This window comes from Sphingopyxis sp. (assembly GCF_035944815.1).
Classification (GTDB): domain Bacteria; phylum Pseudomonadota; class Alphaproteobacteria; order Sphingomonadales; family Sphingomonadaceae; genus Sphingopyxis.
This window is the reverse complement of the sequence record NZ_DASZAU010000003.1, coordinates 129,146-146,577: the sequence shown is the minus strand read 5'-3', so window position 1 is coordinate 146,577 and position 17,432 is coordinate 129,146. Positions and strand designations below refer to the sequence as shown.

Below are 17,432 nucleotides of genomic sequence, written 5' to 3'. Positions count from 1 at the left end.
ACATGCGCGCCGAAGCGCAGGATCATATCGACAAGATTGGCGCCGCGCTGGCGCTGCTGCGCCGCTTCCTCGACTGGGACCGCGCGGTGCGGCGGCTCGACGAATTGAATGCGAAGGTCGAGGACCCGACGCTGTGGAACGACGCCAAGGCCGCGCAGGAAGTGATGCGCGAACGCCGCCGGCTCGACGAGGCGATCACCGCGACGCGCGCGATCGAGACCGAATGCGCCGACACCGCCGAACTGATCGAACTCGCCGAAATGGAAGGCGACGAGGCGATGGTCGATGAGGCCGTGGCGTCGCTGGCGACGCTCGCCGAGCGCGCCGAGGAAGACAAGATCAAGGCGCTGCTCGCCGGCGAGGCCGACGCGAACGACTGTTATATCGAAGTCCATGCGGGCGCCGGCGGCACCGAAAGCCAGGACTGGGCCGAGATGCTCCAGCGCATGTACAGCCGCTGGGCCGAAAAGCGCCGCATGAAGGTCGAACTGGTCGAATATCAGGCGGGCGACCAGGCAGGTATCAAGTCGGCGACGATGCTCGTGAAGGGCGAAAACGCCTATGGCTATGCCAAGACCGAGAGCGGCGTCCACCGCCTCGTCCGCATCTCGCCATACGACAGTTCGGCGCGGCGCCACACCAGCTTCTCGTCGGTCTGGGTCTATCCGGTGATCGACGACAATATCGAGATCGAAATCAACGAGGGCGACCTCAAGATCGACACCTATCGCGCCTCGGGCGCGGGCGGGCAGCACGTCAACACCACCGATTCGGCGGTCCGCATCACCCACATCCCCACGGGTATCGTCGTCGCTAGCCAGAACGACCGCTCGCAGCACAAGAACCGAGCGACCGCGATGGGGATGCTGAAGGCGCGGATGTACGAGGCCGAGCTGCAAAAGCGCGAGGCCGCGGCGTCGGGCGAATATCAGGCCAAGACCGAAATCGGCTGGGGCCACCAGATTCGCTCCTATGTCCTCCAGCCCTATCAGCTCGTGAAGGACCTCCGGACCGGTGTCACCTCGACCGCGCCGTCCGACGTGCTCGACGGTGCGCTCGATCCCTTCATGGCGGCAGCGCTGTCGCAGAAGGTGACCGGCGAAAAGGTCGAGGTGGAGGATATCGACTGATGCGCCGCGCGGTTCTTTTGGCCGCGCTTGCGACCATGCCGCTGCTCGGCGGCTGCGATGCGCCATGGGGCGACGATGGCGACCGCGCGACCAGCGCGCGCGAGTTTCCGCCTGCCGACCGGCCGGTGGCGGCGACCGTGTCGACCAAATGGTCGACCGAAGAGGCGCGCGACCGCGTGAACGAGGCCGAGGACGTCATGGATTCGGCCGACGTCCGCCCGGGCATGACCGTCGCCGACATCGGCGCGGGCGATGGCTATTATACCGTCCGCCTTGCACAGCGTGTCGGCACGAACGGCCGCGTGCTCGCACAGGACATCATCCCCGAAGTGATCGAACGGCTCGCCGACCGCGTCGCGCGCGAACGGCTCGACAATGTCTCGCTGAAACTCGGCGCGGTCGACGACCCGCGGCTGCCCGCGGCGAGCTTCGACCGCGTCTTCATGGTCCATATGTATCATGAGATCGGCGAACCCTATGCCTTCCTCTGGCGGCTGCGCCCCGCGCTGCGCAAGGGCGGGCAGGTGCTCGTCGTCGACGGCGATCGTCCGATCGCACAGCATGGCACGCCGTTCCGCCTGCTCGTCTGCGAGTTCGAGGCGGTCGGCTACAAGCTTGTCTCCTACGACGACAAGCAGCACGCCGGCGGCTATCTCGCGCGCTTCGAGCCCGAGGGGAAACGCCCCGCGCCGGACGCGATCAAGGTCTGCAAAAACCCCTAATAGACGAGCAACTGGTCGCCCGGTCCTGCCTCGGCGAGGAAGCTGACGAGGCCGCCGCTGCGTACCTGCGGCACCAGCTCGCTCGCGGTCATTGCGGCGAGCGCCATGCCCGACTGGCACACGATCAGCCGCACATCCATCGCCATCGCTTCGGCGATCAGCGACACGAGGTCGGGCTGCCCGGCCGCGCGGCGCGCGGCGTCGCCGTCGAAGGCGACGGGGGTGCGCAGCAGGGCGGCCGCTTCGCCCTGCAGGAAAATCCGCGCCGGACGCCCGAGCGCCGCCGCCGCCGCCGCGGTCTCGAGCGCGGCATAGAAACGCTGGCCGTCGGCCGATGCGACGATGATGTTCAACCCCGGCATATCGGGCACTCCGGATCCTTGGCGACCGCAACCTCGCGCCAGCGCCGGTCGAGCATGTCGACGATCGCCAGCCTGCCGCCCAGCGTTTGGCCCCAGCCGCTGAGCGCGCGTACCGCCTCGAGCGCCGCCATCGTCCCGATCATGCCCGCGAGCGCGCCCATCACGCCCTGTTCGGCGCAATTGATGCCGGGGCGGTCGGGGTCGTCGCCGACCAGACAGGCGTAACAGGGGGCGTCAGCGCGCCAGCCCTCGTACAGCGCGACCTGCCCCTCGAACGCGCCGATCGCGGCCGAGAGCAGCGGGATTTCGAGCGCTACCGCGGCGAGATTGACCGCAAGCCGCGTTTCGAAATTGTCGCAACCGTCGAGGATCAGGCTCGCGCCTGCGAGCAGCGTCCCGGCATTGTCCGCGTCGATCAGTGCGGCGAGGGCGACGGCATCGACATGCGGATTGATCCGCCGCGCGGCATCGGCGGCGACGACGGCCTTCGGCGCCCCGATATCGGCATCGGTGAACAGCGGCTGGCGCTGCAGGTTGCTGAGTTCGACATGATCATGGTCGACGATCGTCAGCTTGCCGACGCCCGCCGCCGCCAGATAGGTGATCGCCGGACACCCGATCCCGCCCGCACCAATCACCGCGACATGCGCCGCCTTCAGCTTCGTCTGGCCGGCCCCGCCAAAGGCGGGCAGGATGATCTGGCGGGCATAGCGGTCGAGTTCGGCATCGCTGAGCAACGCCTATTCGCCCGGCTGCCGTATCTTCACCGCCGACAGCGACCCGACATTGGCGGGGACGACATCGTCGTCGGGCGCCTCTTCGTCGTTCGCACTCGCGATGCCGGTCGATCCGAAGCCGCCCGCGCCGCGTGCGGTCGCGTCGAGCGTCTCGACTTCGGCAAAGGCGGCGCGCTGGACCGGCGCCGGCACCAGCTGCGCGATGCGGTCGCCACGTTTGATCTCGAAATTATCCTCGCCCAGATTGGCCAGGATCACCTTCACTTCGCCGCGATAGTCGCTGTCGATCGTGCCCGGCGTGTTGAGGCAGGTGATGCCATGTTTGAGCGCAAGGCCCGAGCGCGGGCGCACCTGCACCTCATAGCCCGCCGGGATCGCCATCGCGAAGCCGGTTGCGACCGCGTGGCGCGTACCGGGGCGCAGCGTCAGCGTCTCGGCCGCGACGACGTCCATCCCCGCCGCGCCGTCCGAGGCATAGGCGGGCAGGGGCAGCCCGCCGCCGTTCGGCAGGCGCTGGATGGCAATTTCAATCTCTTTCAGCGGGTGCGCGGATTGCGAGTTCATCGGCGATCTTTTCCATCAATTTGCGGGCGACGGCGTTCTTGGGCAGGCGATCCCAGCTGTCTACCCCGTCTTTGCTAACGATATGCACCCGGTTCGTCTCGCCGCCCATCGGATCGGCGGCGACGTCGTTGGCGACGATCCAGTCGCATCCCTTGCGCGCAAGCTTTGCTTCGGCGTGCGCGATGACGTCGTTCGTCTCGGCGGCGAAACCGATCAGCAGCGGCGGACGCTGCGCGCTTTTCGCGACGCTCGCGAGGATGTCGGGATTTTCGGCGAGCGCGAGCGGCGGGACCTGTCCGCTGCCGTCCTTCTTGATCTTTTGCGGCGCGGTGTCGGCGGCGCGCCAGTCCGCGACCGCGGCGACCATGATCGCGGCGTCGACGGGCAGCCCGGCTTCGACTTCGGTGGCCATTTCGCGCGCGGTTTCGACATCGACGCGGATCACGCCGGGCGGGGTCGGCAACGGGACGGGGCCGGCGATCAGCAGCACCTCGGCGCCCGCTTCGGCGGCGGCGGCGGCGATCGCGAAGCCCTGCTTCCCGCTCGACCGGTTGGCGATATAGCGCACGGGGTCGATCGGCTCGTGCGTCGGCCCCGCGGTGATCAGGATACGGCGGCCGAACAGCGGGCGATGGTTGGCGGGCGCGAAATCGGGCTGGCCGGTCAGCGGCACGGCCGCGGGCGCGCTGGCGAGCGCGGCGTCGATCGCATCCTTGATCGCCAGCGGTTCGGGCAGGCGGCCGGGGCCATATTCGCCGCACGCCATCTCGCCCTCGTCGGGCTCCATCACCGTCACGCCGTCGCCGCGCAGCGTGGCGACATTGCGCTGCGTCGCGGCGTGGAGCCACATGCGCACATTCATCGCGGGCGCGGCGAGCACCGGCTTGTCGGTCGCGAGCAGCAAGGTGGTGGCGAGGTCGTCGGCGATGCCGGCCGCCATCTTCGCCAGCAAATCGGCGGTCGCGGGCGCGACGACGACCAGATCGGCTTCGCGGCTCAGCTGGATATGCCCCATTTCGACCTCGTCCTTGAGGTCGAAGAGGCTGGTATAGACCTTGTTTTCGCTGAGCGCGGCGAGCGTCAGCGGGGTGACGAACTGTTCGCCCGCGCGCGTGATGACGCAGCGCACGACATAGCCCGCCTTGCGAAGCAGCCGAACGAGCTCGATACTCTTGTAGGCGGCGATGCCGCCGCCGATGATGAGCAGGATGCGCGGAGCGGTCATCGATATTCGCCCGTCCGGAAATGCTGGCGCAGAATCATCGCCTTCTCCTTCGTCATCCAGTTATGCCTTCGCCGGCGCGGGTTCAAGGCATGCCCCGCGCGACGAGCCAGCGGAAGAACAACCCCGCGAATATGCCGCAGCCGCCGCCGAAAACCAGCATGTCGCGCAGTCTTTCCCAGTTCGCCGGATCGGGATCGCTGATCACATCGTCGATCGTGCCGCCGAGCAAGGCGACAAGCCCGCCCGCTGCGATGGCGCCGACGCCGGCCCAGACGGCCGCGTGGCGGCAGGCGGGCCAGCGCTGGCCCGCCGTCTGCAACGCCCAGCCGAACAGCGAAATGGGAAGCCAGCCGATGATGACGGCGAAGATCGTCGCCATGATCGAACCAACGGTCAGCAGCGTCGCCAGCGCATTCAACAGCGCCAGCGGATCGTCCAATATTTCCGAAGGGTCGCCTGCGATCATCACGATAATGAGCAGCAGCATCGCAAAGGGGCCGGTCGCGACTGCGGTCAATAATCCCCAGCCCAGCGCCCCGGCGATGCTCGGCCGGGCGGGTGCCGCGTCGCCCGTCGCTATCCCCACCACATCGCGCCCAGCGCGCCCGCGACGCCGGCGGCGATCGCGGTCAGCGCATAGCGCCACCAGACGCGCTTCTCGCCCTTGTCCCACATCAGCGCGATGTCAGGCAGCGGCGGGGCAGGGGGCGCGGCGCCCTTGCGCGGCAATTGTGCGTCGAGCCGGCGGATGATGTCGGGAATCAGAGCCAGCGTCTTGCCCTGTTCGCGCAGGCCATCGGCGAGCGCGGCCTCGGGGCCCAGCTCGTCGCGGATCCACTCGCTGACGAAGGGGCCCGACACGTCCCACATGTTGATCTTGGGATCGAGCATCGTCGCGACACCCTCGACCATCACCATCGTCTTCTGGAGGAGGAGCAGGTGCGGCTGCGTCTGCATGTCGAAATCGCGCGTGATCGCGAACAGGCCGTCGAGCATCTGCCCGACGCTGAGTTCGCTCACCGGCTTGCCGCGCATCGGCTCGCCCACTGCGCGCAGCGCCGTCGCGAATTCCTCGACATTATGATAGTCGGGGACATATTGCGCCTCGAAATGGATTTCGGCGACGCGGCGGTAATTGCCCGTGGTCAGGCCATAGAGAATCTCGGCGAGCCAGTAGCGCGCCTGCCGGTTGATCCGCCCCATGATGCCGAAATCGACTGCGGCGATCGTGCCGTCGGCTTTCACGAACAAATTGCCCTGATGCATGTCGGCGTGAAAGAATCCCTCGGCGATCGCCTGCCGCAGGAAGGCGGTGACGAGGTTCGCCGACAATGTCTCCATATCGTGTCCGGCGGCGATGAGCTGGTCGCGGCGCGAAATCTTGATGCCGTCGATCCAGTCGAGCGTCATCACGCGGCTGGCGGTGCGGTCCCAGTCGATCGCGGGCACCTCGTATGTCGGCACGCCGACCATCGCGTCGCGCAGTTCGGAGGCGGAGGCGGCTTCGCGGCGAAGGTCTAGTTCGCGCAGCGTCCAGCGACGGAAGTTCGCGATCACTTCGCGCGGGCGCAGCCGCGTCGCTTCGCCGCCGAGTGCCTCGAGATGCGCGGCGGCCCATTCATAGGTGTCGATGTCGCGCGCGAACTGCTTGTCGATACCGGGGCGGCGGACCTTGACCGCGACCGTGCGGCCGTCGGTGGTCACCGCGCGGTGGACCTGCGCGATCGACGCCGATCCGACGGGTTCGGGGTCGAATTCGCTGTAGAGGCTTTCGAGTGGGACTTCGAAGACCGCCTCGATCTCTTGCCGGATGCGATCGAAGGCGACGGGGGCGAGTGCGTCCTGCAGCGTCAGCAGATTGTGCGCGGCTTCCTCGCCGACGAGGTCGGGCCGCGTCGCGAGCGTCTGGCCGAGCTTGACCGCCGCGGGGCCGATCGCCTGGAACGCCGCGGCATAGTCGGGCACCTTCGGCTGGACTGTGCCGAACCGCGCGATGCGGCACAGGCGCTTGACCCCCGGCGGCGTTTGCGGCGCGCTTTCGATCCCGCGCAGCGCGCCGTGGCGCGCAAGGATGCGCCCCCACTTCAGCAGGCGGACGATATGGGTGACGGGTCGGGTCAAGCTTTCCACCCGCTGTGGATCGCGACGAGCCCGCCGAGGATCGGTTCGACCTTCACCGCGGTGAAGCCCGCGTCGCGGATCATTGCCGCGAATTTGGGCATCGGCGGGAAACGGCGGATCGATTCGATCAGGTAGCGATAGCTGTCCTCGTCGTCGGCGATCAGCTTGCCGAGCTTGGGGACGAGGTGATGCGAATAGGCGTCATAGGCCTGCGCGAAGCCCGGCCATTCGTTGGTCGAAAATTCGAGGCAGAAGAAACGCCCGCCATAGCGCAGCACGCGATGGGCTTCCGTGAGCGCTGCCGGAATGTCGGTGACGTTGCGGATCCCGAAGGCAATCGTATAGGCGTCGAAAAACTGGTCGGGAAACGACAGCTTCTCGGCATTTTGTTCGGACCAGACGAGGCTGTCGATCCCCCGTTCGGCCGCGCGCTCCATACCGACGCCGAGCATGTCGGGGTTGATGTCGGCGACGGTGATGCTCGCGCCGAAACGCTCCATGCGAAAGGCGATGTCGCCGGTGCCGCCTGCCATGTCGAGGATCGTCTCGCCCTCGCGCGGCTTCACGCGGCGCACGAAGCGGTCTTTCCACAGGCGGTGCATGCCCCCCGACATCGCGTCGTTCATGATGTCGTACTTGCGCGCGACGCGGCTGAACACTTCGCCGACCATTGCGGTCTTCTCGCCCGCGGGGACCTGTTCATAGCCGAAGCTGACGGTGTCGAGAGTGGCCATGGAGTGCGCGCCTTTTGCGGGGAGATGGTGTGTTGCGACGGCCTTTAGCCGGGCCTTGCCGTGCAGGCAAATGGCGCGTAGCCCGAGAGGCGATATGCCAGAATTGCCCGAAGTCGAAACCACCGTGCGCGGCCTGACCCCCTTCCTCGAAGGCCAGCGACTGACGGCGGTCACCACCTTCCGTCCCGACCTGCGGCGTCCCTTTCCTGCCGATCTGGCGCAGCGACTGACCGGCGCGACGGTCACGGGGCTTTCGCGCCGCGCCAAATATGGCGTCATCTCGACCGACCGCGACGATCATATGATCTTCCACCTCGGCATGTCGGGGCGGTGGCGGACCGAAGGCGGCGAAGCGGGCAAGCACGACCATCTGCTGCTCGAAACCGGGGCGGGACATCGGCTGTTCCTGCACGATCCGCGGCGATTCGGCTCGGTTGACCTCGTCAGCGGCGATCCGCTGACGATCTTTCCCGCCTTCGTGACGCTCGGGCCGGAGCCTTTGTCCGATGCGTTCGATGCCGCCTATCTGGCGCGAGCGCTCGCCGGGCGGCGCGCGCCGATCAAGGCGATGCTGCTCGACCAGACGATCGTGGCAGGGCTGGGCAATATCTATGTCTGCGAGGCGCTCAACATGGCGCATATTTCGCCGGTGAAGCCTGCCGCCGACATATCGAAGGCGAAGCTCGCCCTGCTCGTGCCCGCGATCAAGGCGGTGCTGATCGCCGCCATCGCGGCGGGCGGGTCGACCTTGCGCGACTTCCTCAGCCCCGAAGGCGACCTCGGCTATTTCGCGAAGGACTGGCGTGTCTATGGCCGCGAAGGCGAGGCGTGCGAGTGCGGCGGAACGATCGTACGGATCGTCCAGAGCGGCCGGTCGACCTTCTATTGCCCGAAATGCCAACGATAATGCGGGTAATTGCCCGCAAAGCCATTGACCAAATCGCCCGTCGCCGCTATGCGCGCACCCTTCGAGCAGGGTCCGGTCGTCCGGAACCGGCCGCATCCGGACATTGATTCGCTGCAACTTGCGCGATTCGGCTGCTCCGCTGAGGCTGTGCTCCGACCATGTAGACCGTTTGAAAGACTAGAGGAATTTATGGCCAATACGCCGCAGGCAAAGAAGCGCATCCGCCGCAACACCGCGCGCACCATCGTGAACAAGAATCGCGTTTCGCGCATTCGTACGCTGGTGAAGAAGGTCGAAGCCGCCGTCGCGGCCGGCGACAAGGATGCCGCTGCAACCGCGCTGAAGGCCGCCCAGCCCGAAATGGCGCGCGGCGTTGCCAAGGGCGTGCTCCACAAGAACACCGTGGCCCGCAAGTTTTCGCGCCTGACCAAGAGCGTGAACGCGATCGCCTGATCGATTTGTCCCGAAAGGGAACAAAAAGGACCCGCCGGCTTCTTGCCCGCGGGTCCTTTTTTGTATCCGATATTGTGACAACGCGATGGCAATAGTGTTGCAGCGCGGTAAGTGACGGAATTACGGCGATTCGTTGATCTGTCGCCGGATTGTCACAAATAAACTACTGAAAAATATAAGAAAAACACGCTTTTCGCGCGATTCCGGGACCCCCGGTGAGTCAAGATTTTTATTTCAGTATTTTTACATGGCGAGCCCTTGATCGACTCGCCGACCCCTGACTAGACAGGGTGCGTCGTCGGCCTTCGCCGGCGGCCGCCACATCGACATGATTCGCGACTTTTCGGGCTGCGTGCGCCGGAGAGGAAACCTGTGCCTGCGCACGGGCGACGATTCGGCGTGTGGTCGGCTGCCCGGGATCCGCGACGAGGGGACCTGGGGGGCGTTAGAGCGTGACAGAGAGTGGCAATCGGCATGGCAATAACGCAAAGGGTGGAGCAATGAGCGGCGATGCCGCGACGCTCTGGCCGCGCGTTGCCGAAGGGCTGCGCCGCGACCTTGGCGTGCGCACCTTCGACCATTGGTTGAAGCCCGTTCGTTTCGCCGACTATTGCACGCTGTCGGGCGTCGTGACGCTCGAAACCGCGAGCCGCTTCTCGGCCAACTGGATCAACGAGCGCTTCGGCGACCGGCTCGAACTCGCATGGCGCCAGCATCTGCCCGCGGTGCGCAGCGTGATGGTACGTGGCGGCGCGGCGGCGAGCGAGCGCGCAACGGCGTTGTCGGCGCAGCCGCTTCCCGCGTTCGAGGCGCCGCAGCCTGTGCAGGCGAACCCGGCGCTGCTGACGTTCGATCCGCGCCTGTCGTTCGACCGCTTTGTCGTCGCGCGCAGCAATATCCTCGCCGCCAACGCCGCACGCCGCATGGCGATGGTCGAGGCGCCGCAGTTCAATCCGCTCTACCTCTGTTCGGGCACCGGGCAGGGCAAGACGCACCTGCTCCAGGCAATCGCGCAGGATTATGCCGCGGCGCATCCGACCGCGAACATCATCCTGATGTCGGCCGAAAAATTCATGCTCGAATTCGTCGGCGCGATGCGCGGCGGCGACATGATGGCGTTCAAGGCCCGGCTGCGCGCCGCCGACCTGCTGCTGCTCGACGACCTCCAGTTCGTGATCGGCAAGAATTCGACGCAGGAAGAGCTGCTCCACACGATCGACGACCTGATGACCGCGGGCAAGCGCCTCGTCGTCACCGCCGACCGTCCGCCCGCGATGCTCGACGGGGTCGAGGCGCGCCTGCTGTCGCGCCTGTCGGGCGGGCTCGTCGCCGATATCGAGGCGCCCGAGGATGATTTGCGCGAACGCATCATCCGCCAGCGGCTCGCCGCGATGCCGATGGTCGAGGTGCCCGACAATGTCGTCGCCTATCTGGTCAAGCATTTCACCCGCAACATCCGCGAGCTCGAGGGCGCGCTCAACAAATTGCTCGCCTATGCCGCGCTCACCGGCACGACGGTCGACCTGACGCTTGCCGAAGACCGGCTCGCCGAAAATGTCCGCAGTGCGCGCCCGCGCATCACGATCGACGAAATCCAGCGCGCGGTCTGCGCCCACTATCGCCTCGACAAGAGCGAAATGGCGTCGAAGCGCCGCGTTCGCGCGGTCGCACGTCCGCGCCAGGTCGCGATGTATCTCGCGAAGGAACTGACACCGCGCTCCTATCCCGAGATTGGCCGCCGTTTCGGCGGGCGCGATCATTCGACGGTGATCCACGCCGTACGCACGGTCGAGGCGCTGCGCGTCGCCGACAGCGAACTCGACGCCGAAATCGCGGCGATCCGGCGCAGTCTCAACAGCTGATCCACAGACTTGTACCGGGCTTATCCCCGGACTTGTCCACATCATCCGCAGAATGACGGCCTTAGGGGTGGCGAGCGGACGTTTGCTCCCTCTCACGTCCGTCATCCCGGGCGTGACCCGGGACCCGCCTTTCTTTTGGCTGACGGTGAAAGGAAAGGCAGGCCCCGGCTCAAGCCCGCGGTGACGATGATGGAGAGGTCAGCTTCCGGTCGTTAGCGGACGGTCCTTACTCCACCTTGGCGCCTTCCGGTCGCTACCCGCCACCTGCTGCCGCAAAAAAAGGCCCGCCCTCCTTGCCGGAGGGCGGGCTTTTTGTTTGGGCTAAAACGGCGCGTCAGCCCTTTTCGGGCGGTGCCACCGTGATCCGCACCCGTTCGCCCGAATTGCCGGGGAAGCCGGTGAACATCGCCTCGACGAGGTTCGGGACGATCGTCTGGAGGTTGTTGTCGCGCGACTGCGCCTCGGCATGGCCTTCGAACAGGCGCGATCCGTCCGACGCGCGGTTGATCTGGAGGTTCAGCCCGCTCGTGTAGACGGTGTAGCTGCTGACGTCGTTATAGCCGCCCCAGCCGGGACCGAAACCGCCCCACAGGAAGGGGTCGCGATAGCCATAGACATAGCGGCGCCCGCCGCGGCCGCTGACGATCACCGGGCGATAGAAGCCGCGGCCGTAATAGCCGCCGTAACCGCCATACCAGGGATCGCCGAAGCCCGGGCTCGACACGACGCGTTCGCGGCCCTTGTCGACGCCATAATCCATGCGGACGACCAGGTCGGCGCGTTCGCCGTTCGCGGCCGGGCGATAGCCGAAACGCGTCAGCTCGCCCGCGACCAGATTGGCATACTGGCCGAACTCGATGCCGCCCTGCAGCGCGGGATTGCTCGCCTCGACGGTGAAGCTCTGCCCCTGCGGCGCGGGAAGCTGCGACTGAAAGCGCGCGACATCGGCCTTGAACGGCGTTGCGCAGCCGGCCAGCGCGAGCGCCGCGCCGGTCATGGCGGCCAGGCCCAGTCGCCGGAAATTGATCTTGCTCATCGTCTTGGCTCCGTGATTCGGGTGCGCGTTTTTGCCGCGCTCTCATACCATAGACTACGCCGACGCGACTTAACCTTGGTTGAACCCGGTTCGTCGCACCTTCGTTCCATCGGGAATATGGCGAGCGGCCGCCGATAAGCAAGGGCTTCTAATATATTAGCGGCAGAGCCCCAGCGCGGCATAGGCCGCATCGAGCGTCGGCTTCGCCAGCGCCGATGCGCGCGCGGCGCCATCTTCCAGCGCGGCGTCGATCGCCGCCGGATCGGCCTTGAGCTCGGTCAGCCGCGTCGCGATCGGGCGCAGCGTTTCGACGAGCAACTCGCCGAGCGCGGGCTTGAACGCGCCGAAACCCTGTCCGGCAAAGCGCGCAAGCACCTGATCGACGCTTTCGTCGGCCATCGCGGCATAGATCGACACGAGGTTTTTGGCCTCGGGCCGGCCTTCGAGGCCCGCGGCGTCGGCCGGCAGCGGTTCGGGATCGGTCTTCGCCTTGCGGATCTTCGCCATGATCGTGTCGGGATCGTCGACGAGATTGATGCGGCTCGCGTCGCTCGGGTCCGATTTCGACATTTTCGCCGACCCGTCGCGCAGGCTCATGATCCGCGCCGCGGCGGGCGGGATCGTCGGTTCGGGCAGGGTGAAGGTCTCGGTCCCCGTGTCGAGGTTGAACTTGGTCGCGATATCGCGCGCCAGTTCCAGATGCTGCTTCTGGTCGTCGCCGACCGGGACGTGCGTCGTCTGGTACAGCAGCACGTCGGCCGCCTGCAGCACCGGATAGGCATAAAGGCCGACGCTGGCACCTTCGCGGTTCTTGCCCGATTTTTCCTTGAACTGCGTCATGCGGTTGAGCCAGCCGATGCGCGCGGTGCAGAAGAGCAGCCAGGCGAGCTCGGCATGCGCGGGGACGCGCGCCTGGTTGAACAGGATCGCCTTGGCGGGATCGATGCCCGCGGCCATCAGCGCCGCTGCCATCTCGCGCGTGTTCGCGGTCAGGTCGGCGGGGTCGTTATAGACGGTGATCGCGTGCAGGTCGGCAAGGAAATAGAGCTTCTCGCCCGGCATCTCGTCCTGCATGCGCACCCAGTTGCGGATCGCGCCCAGATAATTGCCGAGGTGCAAATTTCCGGTGGGCTGGATGCCCGATAGCGTCCGCATGTCTTACTCCTGAGTTCCGGCAGGCTTGCCGCGCCGCCGCGTGAGCATGCGGACCAGATCCTTGTCAAGCGCGCCCACGACGAACGCCACGGCAAAGAACATCGCCCCGCCCGCGGCGACGAGCGCGGCGAGCGACCAGATGCGCTCGAAAACGCTGCCGCCATAATAGGGCTGCATCATCGGCATCATCCACCAGAGCAGCGCCGACATCGCGGCGACCGCGACCAGCTGGCGCGCGATCCGTCCGGCGAGCTTCGCGGTGAAATGAAACCAGCCGCGGCGGTGGAGCATCGTATAGAGCAGCAGGCAGTTGAGCGACGCCGACGCCGCCGTCGCGCCGGCCAGCCCGACGATGCCATAGCGTTCGACGACATAGAGGTTGATCGCGATATTGACGATCAGCGCGACGAGCGCGGTCCACACCGGGGTGCGCATATCCTCGCGCGCGAAAAAGCCCGGGTTCAATATCTTGACGATGACATAGGCGGGCAGGCCCGCGACGAGCGCCGCGACGATATTCGCCATGATCGTGCCGTCGGCATCGGTGAACTTGCCGCCGACGAAGAAGGCGGTGACGAACGCCGGCGCGCAGATCGCGAGCGCGGCGGCGGCGGGCAGCGTGAGCAGCGTCGCGATTTCGAACGCATTGCCCTGCAGCCGCTGCGCCTCGGCGGCGTCGCCGCTGTGGATGTGGCGCGACAGCATCGGCAGGATCGCGGTGCCGAGCGCGATGCCGACGATGCCGAGCGGCATCTGGTTCAGCCGGTCGGCGAGCTTCAAAAGCGTCAGCGAACCCTGCGGCAGCGACGTCGCGAAGAAGGTGTCGACGAACTGGCTGATCTGGTAGATTCCGGCGCCGAAGGTCGCGGGCAGGATCAGCAGGCCGAGCTTCTTCACCTCGGGGGTGAATTTGGGCAGGCGCCAGTGGAGGCGGAGGCCGGCGCGGCGCACCGCCCAGATCAGATAGGCGAGCTGCGCGACGCCCGCGAGGCTGACCGAAATCGCCAGGGCCACCGCGACGATGCGGTCGTTGCCGCTGTCGCCGCGCAGCCACCAGCCGGCGGTGATCCCCGCTATCAGAACGATGTTGAGCAGCACGGGCGCGAAGGCGCCCGGTGCGAAGCGCGAGCGCGCGTTGAGCAGGCCCGACAGCATCGCGACGAGGCTGATCAGCCCGAGATAGGGAAAGGTCAGCCGGCTGAGGAAGACCGCGAGGTCGAACTTGCCCGGCACCTCCTGGAAATCGCGTGCGAGCAGCCAGACGATCGCGGGCATCGCGATCATCATCACCGCCGAAAAGGCGAGCAGCACCCAGAGAAAGACCGACAGGACATCGTCGGCGAATTTCGCCGCCGCCTCTTCGCCGCCGCCCTCATCGCCGGCACCGTGCAGTGCGCGGCTGTACATGGGGACGAAGGCGACCGAGAAAGCCCCTTCGGCGAACAGGCGCCGAAAGGTGTTGGGCAGCGTGAAGGCGAGCTGGAAGGCGTCGGCGGCAAGGCCGGCGCCCAGCACGCGGGCGAGCAGCATGTCGCGGGCGAAACCGAAAATGCGGCTGACCATCGTCAGCCCGCCGATCGTCCCGACATTCTTGATCAGGCTGCTCATCGCGCGAGGTCAGCCAGACGGCGAGGGGTCAGGCTTCGCCGACCGGCGCGGGGATTTCGCCCTGGCCTTCGTCCTGCGCCGCCTGAACCTGCTGCATGAACAGGCCGTGGAAATCGATCGGCTCGAGCAGCAGCGGGGCAAAGCCGCCGTCGCGAACGGCATCGGCGATCACGCGGCGCGCGAAGGGGAAGAGGATGCGCGGCGCTTCGGCGAGGAAGAAGGGCTGCAGCTGGTCGTCGGGGACGTTGCGCACGCCGAACAGGCCGGCATATTTGAGGTCGATCACAAAGCTCGTGCCCTGGTCGGTCTTCGAGGTGACGTCGATCTTCAGCGACACTTCGAACAGATTGTCGCCGACGCCTTCGGCCGCAATGTTGAACTGGACGTCGACCTGCGGGGCATCCTGCCACTGATAGACCGCGGGCGCGTTCGGGTTTTCGAACGACAGATCCTTCACATATTGCGAAATCAGGCCGATCGCGGGGCTCGTGTCCTCGCCGTTCGGCTGCAGGGCGGGATTGTTGATGTCGGCGCTGGTCTCGTCGGCCATGATCAGATGCTTTCGCTGAAAAGATGGAAACAATATCCGCATCCGCAGACCGTGCAGGGGCTGCGGCGGACGGTTGTCGCGGCGCTTAGCAGTGCCCGGCGGCCAGCACAATGGCCGCCCGTCCCGTCCTATAGTTAAGGGTGAATCGTTGACCCTTCGCGCGCCAGCGGCCATGGTCATTTGAAACTAGGGCGCGTATCGCCTATGTATCGACCAGTTTGTTTCCGCCCTTCCGCATTGGACTATTGCCCGTGACCGCTTTCTCGATCGTCCTGCTCGCCATGATTGCCGCCTTCCTCGGCATGCGGCTCTACTCGGTGCTCGGCAAGCGCACCGGGCACGAACAGGAACCCGTTCTGCCGCGCCGCGACGAACGTGCGGCGCCGTCGCCGGTTCGCCTCGACGATGGCGAAACGCCGCCGTCGACGCTTGCATCGGCGCCCGACGCGTCGGGTCTGGTCTATGAACCCGCCGCCGAAGCCGGGTTGCGCCAGCTTCTCGCGACCGACCGCAATTTCGATGCCGGCCGGTTCATGGAAGGCGCCGAGGCCGCCTATCGCATGATTTCGGAGGCTTATTGGTCGGGAGACCGCGAAACGCTGCGCGATCTTTGCGACACGGACAGCTACGAAGCCTTTGTCGAGGCGATCGCGGCGCGCGAAGCCCGCGGCGAAAAGCTCGACAACCGCCTGATCGGCATCGATTCGGCCAAGATCACCGCGGTCGATCTCGATCGCAGCGAAGCGCGCATCACCGTGCGTTACCGCGCCGACATCAGCGCGATCACGCGCGATGCCGAGGGCAAGCTGATCGCGGGGTCGATGAGCGACGCGTCGCAGACCGACGACCTCTGGACCTTCCGCCGCCAGATCGGCAGCAGCGATCCCAACTGGCTGCTCGACGAAATCGAAGCTGCCTGATCCCGATGCCGGCGGACCTGACGCCCGGGGCGCGCCGGGCGCGCGCTTTCGGATTCGCCCTCTGCGCCGCGCTGCCGCTATTGTCGGGCTGCGCGTCGGTCATTCCCGATACGGGCGGGCCTCGCCCCGGCGCCACCGCGCCCGCTCCGACGCCGTCGCCGCGACCGACCGGCGCCCCCCGCCCGTACCAGCCGCGGCCATCGGAACGGCCGGGTGCTGCGGCCAAGCCGATCCCGGCAACGCCGCGTGCGCCGCTTCCGGCCGCCGCCGTTCCCGTCGCCGCGACGACCGCCGCGACCAGCGGGGTGATCGCCGGGCCCGATTTTTCGACGCTCGGCGTGACGGCCGGGCAGGCGTCCGCTGCGCTCGCCGCCTTCCGCATCAGCTGTCCGTCGGTCCAGCGCCGCACCGATGCGAGCGGGCTGACGCAGGGCGCCGACTGGACCGAAAGCTGCAACGCTGCGAAAAACTGGAAGGACAGCGACGCCGCGGCCTTCTTCACCCGCTATTTCGGCACGGTGCAGATCGGCGCGGGCACTGCTTTCGTCACCGGCTATTATGAACCCGAAATCGCCGCCTCGCGTACGAAGCGGCCGGGTTACGACGTTCCCATCTATCGCCGCCCCGCCGACCTCGTCGAAGTCGACCTCGGCCAGTTCGCCGACGACCTCAAGGGGCGGAAAATTCGCGGCCGCGCAGACGGTCCCAATTTCGTGCGCTATTACGACCGCGCGGCGATCGAGGGCGGCGCGCTCGACGGGCGCGGGCTTGAACTCGCTTATGCCACCGACGCCGCCGAATTCTTCTTCCTCCAGGTGCAGGGCTCGGGGCGCCTCCGCCTCCCCGACGGCGGCATCATGCGCATTGGCTACGACAGCCAGAACGGCCGCGACTATGTCGGCATCGGCAAGCTGCTGCTCGACCGCGGCGAGCTTCCGCGCGGTCAGGCGTCGATGCAGGGCATCCTCGACTATCTTCGCGCCGATCCCGTCCGCGGTGCCGCGGTGATGAACGAAAATCCCAGCTGGGTCTTCTTTCGCGAACTCACCGGCCCCGGTCCGCTCGGCGCGCTCGGTCTGCCGGTCACCGGTCGCGCGAGCGTCGCCGCCGATCCCAAATATGTGCCCCTCGGCGCCCCCGTCTTCCTCTCTCTCGACCGCGCCGAACCCAATGGGCTGTGGGTCGCGCAGGACACCGGCGGCGCGATCAAGGGCGCCAACCGCTTCGACAGCTTCTGGGGCGCGGGCGACGATGCGCGCGCGATCGCCGGCGGCATGTCGGCGCGCGGCTCGGCACTGCTCCTGCTCCCGCGCGCCAGCGTTGCGCGGCTGATCCCGGCGCGTTGA

At 66.8% G+C, this 17,432-nt stretch carries 17 protein-coding genes and 1 pseudogene; 7 read left to right on the top strand and 11 right to left on the bottom strand.

Features of this window, described 5'->3' with window-relative positions; translation table 11 throughout:
• The first annotated feature begins 2 nt into the window (after window positions 1–2).
• Complete coding sequence (gene prfB / locus VGU00_RS04765) at window positions 3–1,130, top strand: peptide chain release factor 2 (protein WP_327466032.1); 1,128 nt, start codon at window positions 3–5, stop codon at window positions 1,128–1,130.
• On the top strand, window positions 1,130–1,852 hold the full coding sequence (locus VGU00_RS04760) for a class I SAM-dependent methyltransferase (protein ID WP_327466030.1): 723 nt from the start codon (window positions 1,130–1,132) through the stop codon (window positions 1,850–1,852). Before prfB ends, VGU00_RS04760 begins: the two co-directional genes overlap by 1 nt.
• On the opposite strand, the gene VGU00_RS04755 is transcribed toward VGU00_RS04760, so the two are convergent.
• The 7 genes and pseudogenes from VGU00_RS04755 to VGU00_RS04725 form a co-directional block, all read right to left on the bottom strand.
• Window positions 1,849–2,214, bottom strand: coding sequence for a DsrE family protein (locus VGU00_RS04755; RefSeq protein ID WP_327466028.1), 366 nt, complete (start codon window positions 2,212–2,214; stop codon window positions 1,849–1,851). The two genes, VGU00_RS04760 and VGU00_RS04755, sit on opposite strands and share 4 nt — an antisense overlap.
• Window positions 2,202–2,951, bottom strand: coding sequence for a molybdopterin-synthase adenylyltransferase MoeB (locus tag VGU00_RS04750; RefSeq protein WP_327466026.1), 750 nt, complete (start codon window positions 2,949–2,951; stop codon window positions 2,202–2,204). The genes VGU00_RS04755 and VGU00_RS04750 overlap by 13 nt, the downstream gene beginning before the upstream one ends.
• Window positions 2,952–3,053: 102 nt before the next feature.
• Window positions 3,054–3,515 (bottom strand): annotated as a pseudogene (gene dut / locus VGU00_RS04745) (dUTP diphosphatase); the annotation flags it as partial.
• Entirely contained in the window at window positions 3,478–4,740 is a 1,263-nt protein-coding gene (gene coaBC, locus VGU00_RS04740; RefSeq protein WP_327466024.1) for a bifunctional phosphopantothenoylcysteine decarboxylase/phosphopantothenate--cysteine ligase CoaBC, read from the bottom strand. The gene coaBC and the pseudogene dut, both read right to left, overlap by 38 nt.
• Window positions 4,741–4,822: 82 nt before the next feature.
• Entirely contained in the window at window positions 4,823–5,329 is a 507-nt protein-coding gene (locus tag VGU00_RS04735) for a hypothetical protein (RefSeq protein ID WP_327466022.1), read from the bottom strand.
• Window positions 5,317–6,861, bottom strand: a complete 1,545-nt coding sequence (gene ubiB, locus VGU00_RS04730; RefSeq protein ID WP_327466020.1) for a 2-polyprenylphenol 6-hydroxylase — start codon at window positions 6,859–6,861, stop codon at window positions 5,317–5,319. Before ubiB ends, VGU00_RS04735 begins: the two co-directional genes overlap by 13 nt.
• Window positions 6,858–7,595, bottom strand: coding sequence for a class I SAM-dependent methyltransferase (locus tag VGU00_RS04725; protein WP_327466018.1), 738 nt, complete (start codon window positions 7,593–7,595; stop codon window positions 6,858–6,860). The genes ubiB and VGU00_RS04725 overlap by 4 nt, the downstream gene beginning before the upstream one ends.
• Before the next feature lie 94 nt (window positions 7,596–7,689).
• On the opposite strand from VGU00_RS04725, the gene mutM reads away from it, so the two are divergent.
• From mutM to dnaA, 3 genes are all read left to right on the top strand, one after another.
• A complete protein-coding gene (gene mutM / locus VGU00_RS04720) occupies window positions 7,690–8,502 on the top strand; it encodes a bifunctional DNA-formamidopyrimidine glycosylase/DNA-(apurinic or apyrimidinic site) lyase (protein ID WP_327466016.1) in 813 nt (270 codons plus the stop codon).
• A 189-nt stretch (window positions 8,503–8,691) separates the two neighbouring features.
• A complete protein-coding gene (gene rpsT / locus VGU00_RS04715; RefSeq protein ID WP_058804956.1) occupies window positions 8,692–8,955 on the top strand; it encodes a 30S ribosomal protein S20 in 264 nt (87 codons plus the stop codon).
• 500 nt (window positions 8,956–9,455) lie between these two features.
• A complete protein-coding gene (dnaA, locus tag VGU00_RS04710) occupies window positions 9,456–10,817 on the top strand; it encodes a chromosomal replication initiator protein DnaA (protein WP_327466014.1) in 1,362 nt (453 codons plus the stop codon).
• 334 nt (window positions 10,818–11,151) lie between these two features.
• On the opposite strand, the gene VGU00_RS04705 is transcribed toward dnaA, so the two are convergent.
• From VGU00_RS04705 to secB, 4 genes are all read right to left on the bottom strand, one after another.
• Window positions 11,152–11,853: a DUF4136 domain-containing protein gene (locus VGU00_RS04705; RefSeq protein ID WP_327466012.1), complete on the bottom strand. Its 702-nt coding sequence runs from the start codon at window positions 11,851–11,853 to the stop codon at window positions 11,152–11,154.
• Between the two features lie 156 nt (window positions 11,854–12,009).
• The gene (gene trpS, locus VGU00_RS04700) at window positions 12,010–13,008 is read right to left on the bottom strand and encodes a tryptophan--tRNA ligase (RefSeq protein WP_327466010.1); all 999 of its coding nucleotides are present in this window, start codon (window positions 13,006–13,008) and stop codon (window positions 12,010–12,012) included.
• A gap of 3 nt (window positions 13,009–13,011) precedes the next feature.
• Window positions 13,012–14,616, bottom strand: coding sequence for a murein biosynthesis integral membrane protein MurJ (gene murJ / locus VGU00_RS04695; RefSeq protein ID WP_327466008.1), 1,605 nt, complete (start codon window positions 14,614–14,616; stop codon window positions 13,012–13,014).
• 28 nt (window positions 14,617–14,644) lie between these two features.
• Window positions 14,645–15,166, bottom strand: coding sequence for a protein-export chaperone SecB (gene secB, locus VGU00_RS04690; protein WP_327466007.1), 522 nt, complete (start codon window positions 15,164–15,166; stop codon window positions 14,645–14,647).
• Between the two features lie 251 nt (window positions 15,167–15,417).
• Between secB and VGU00_RS04685 the strand changes: the two genes are divergently transcribed.
• Window positions 15,418–16,086 (top strand): Tim44/TimA family putative adaptor protein, encoded by a 669-nt coding sequence (locus VGU00_RS04685; RefSeq protein ID WP_327466005.1) that lies wholly within the window; start codon window positions 15,418–15,420, stop codon window positions 16,084–16,086.
• A gap of 5 nt (window positions 16,087–16,091) precedes the next feature.
• Entirely contained in the window at window positions 16,092–17,432 is a 1,341-nt protein-coding gene (locus VGU00_RS04680) for a murein transglycosylase A (protein WP_327466003.1), read from the top strand.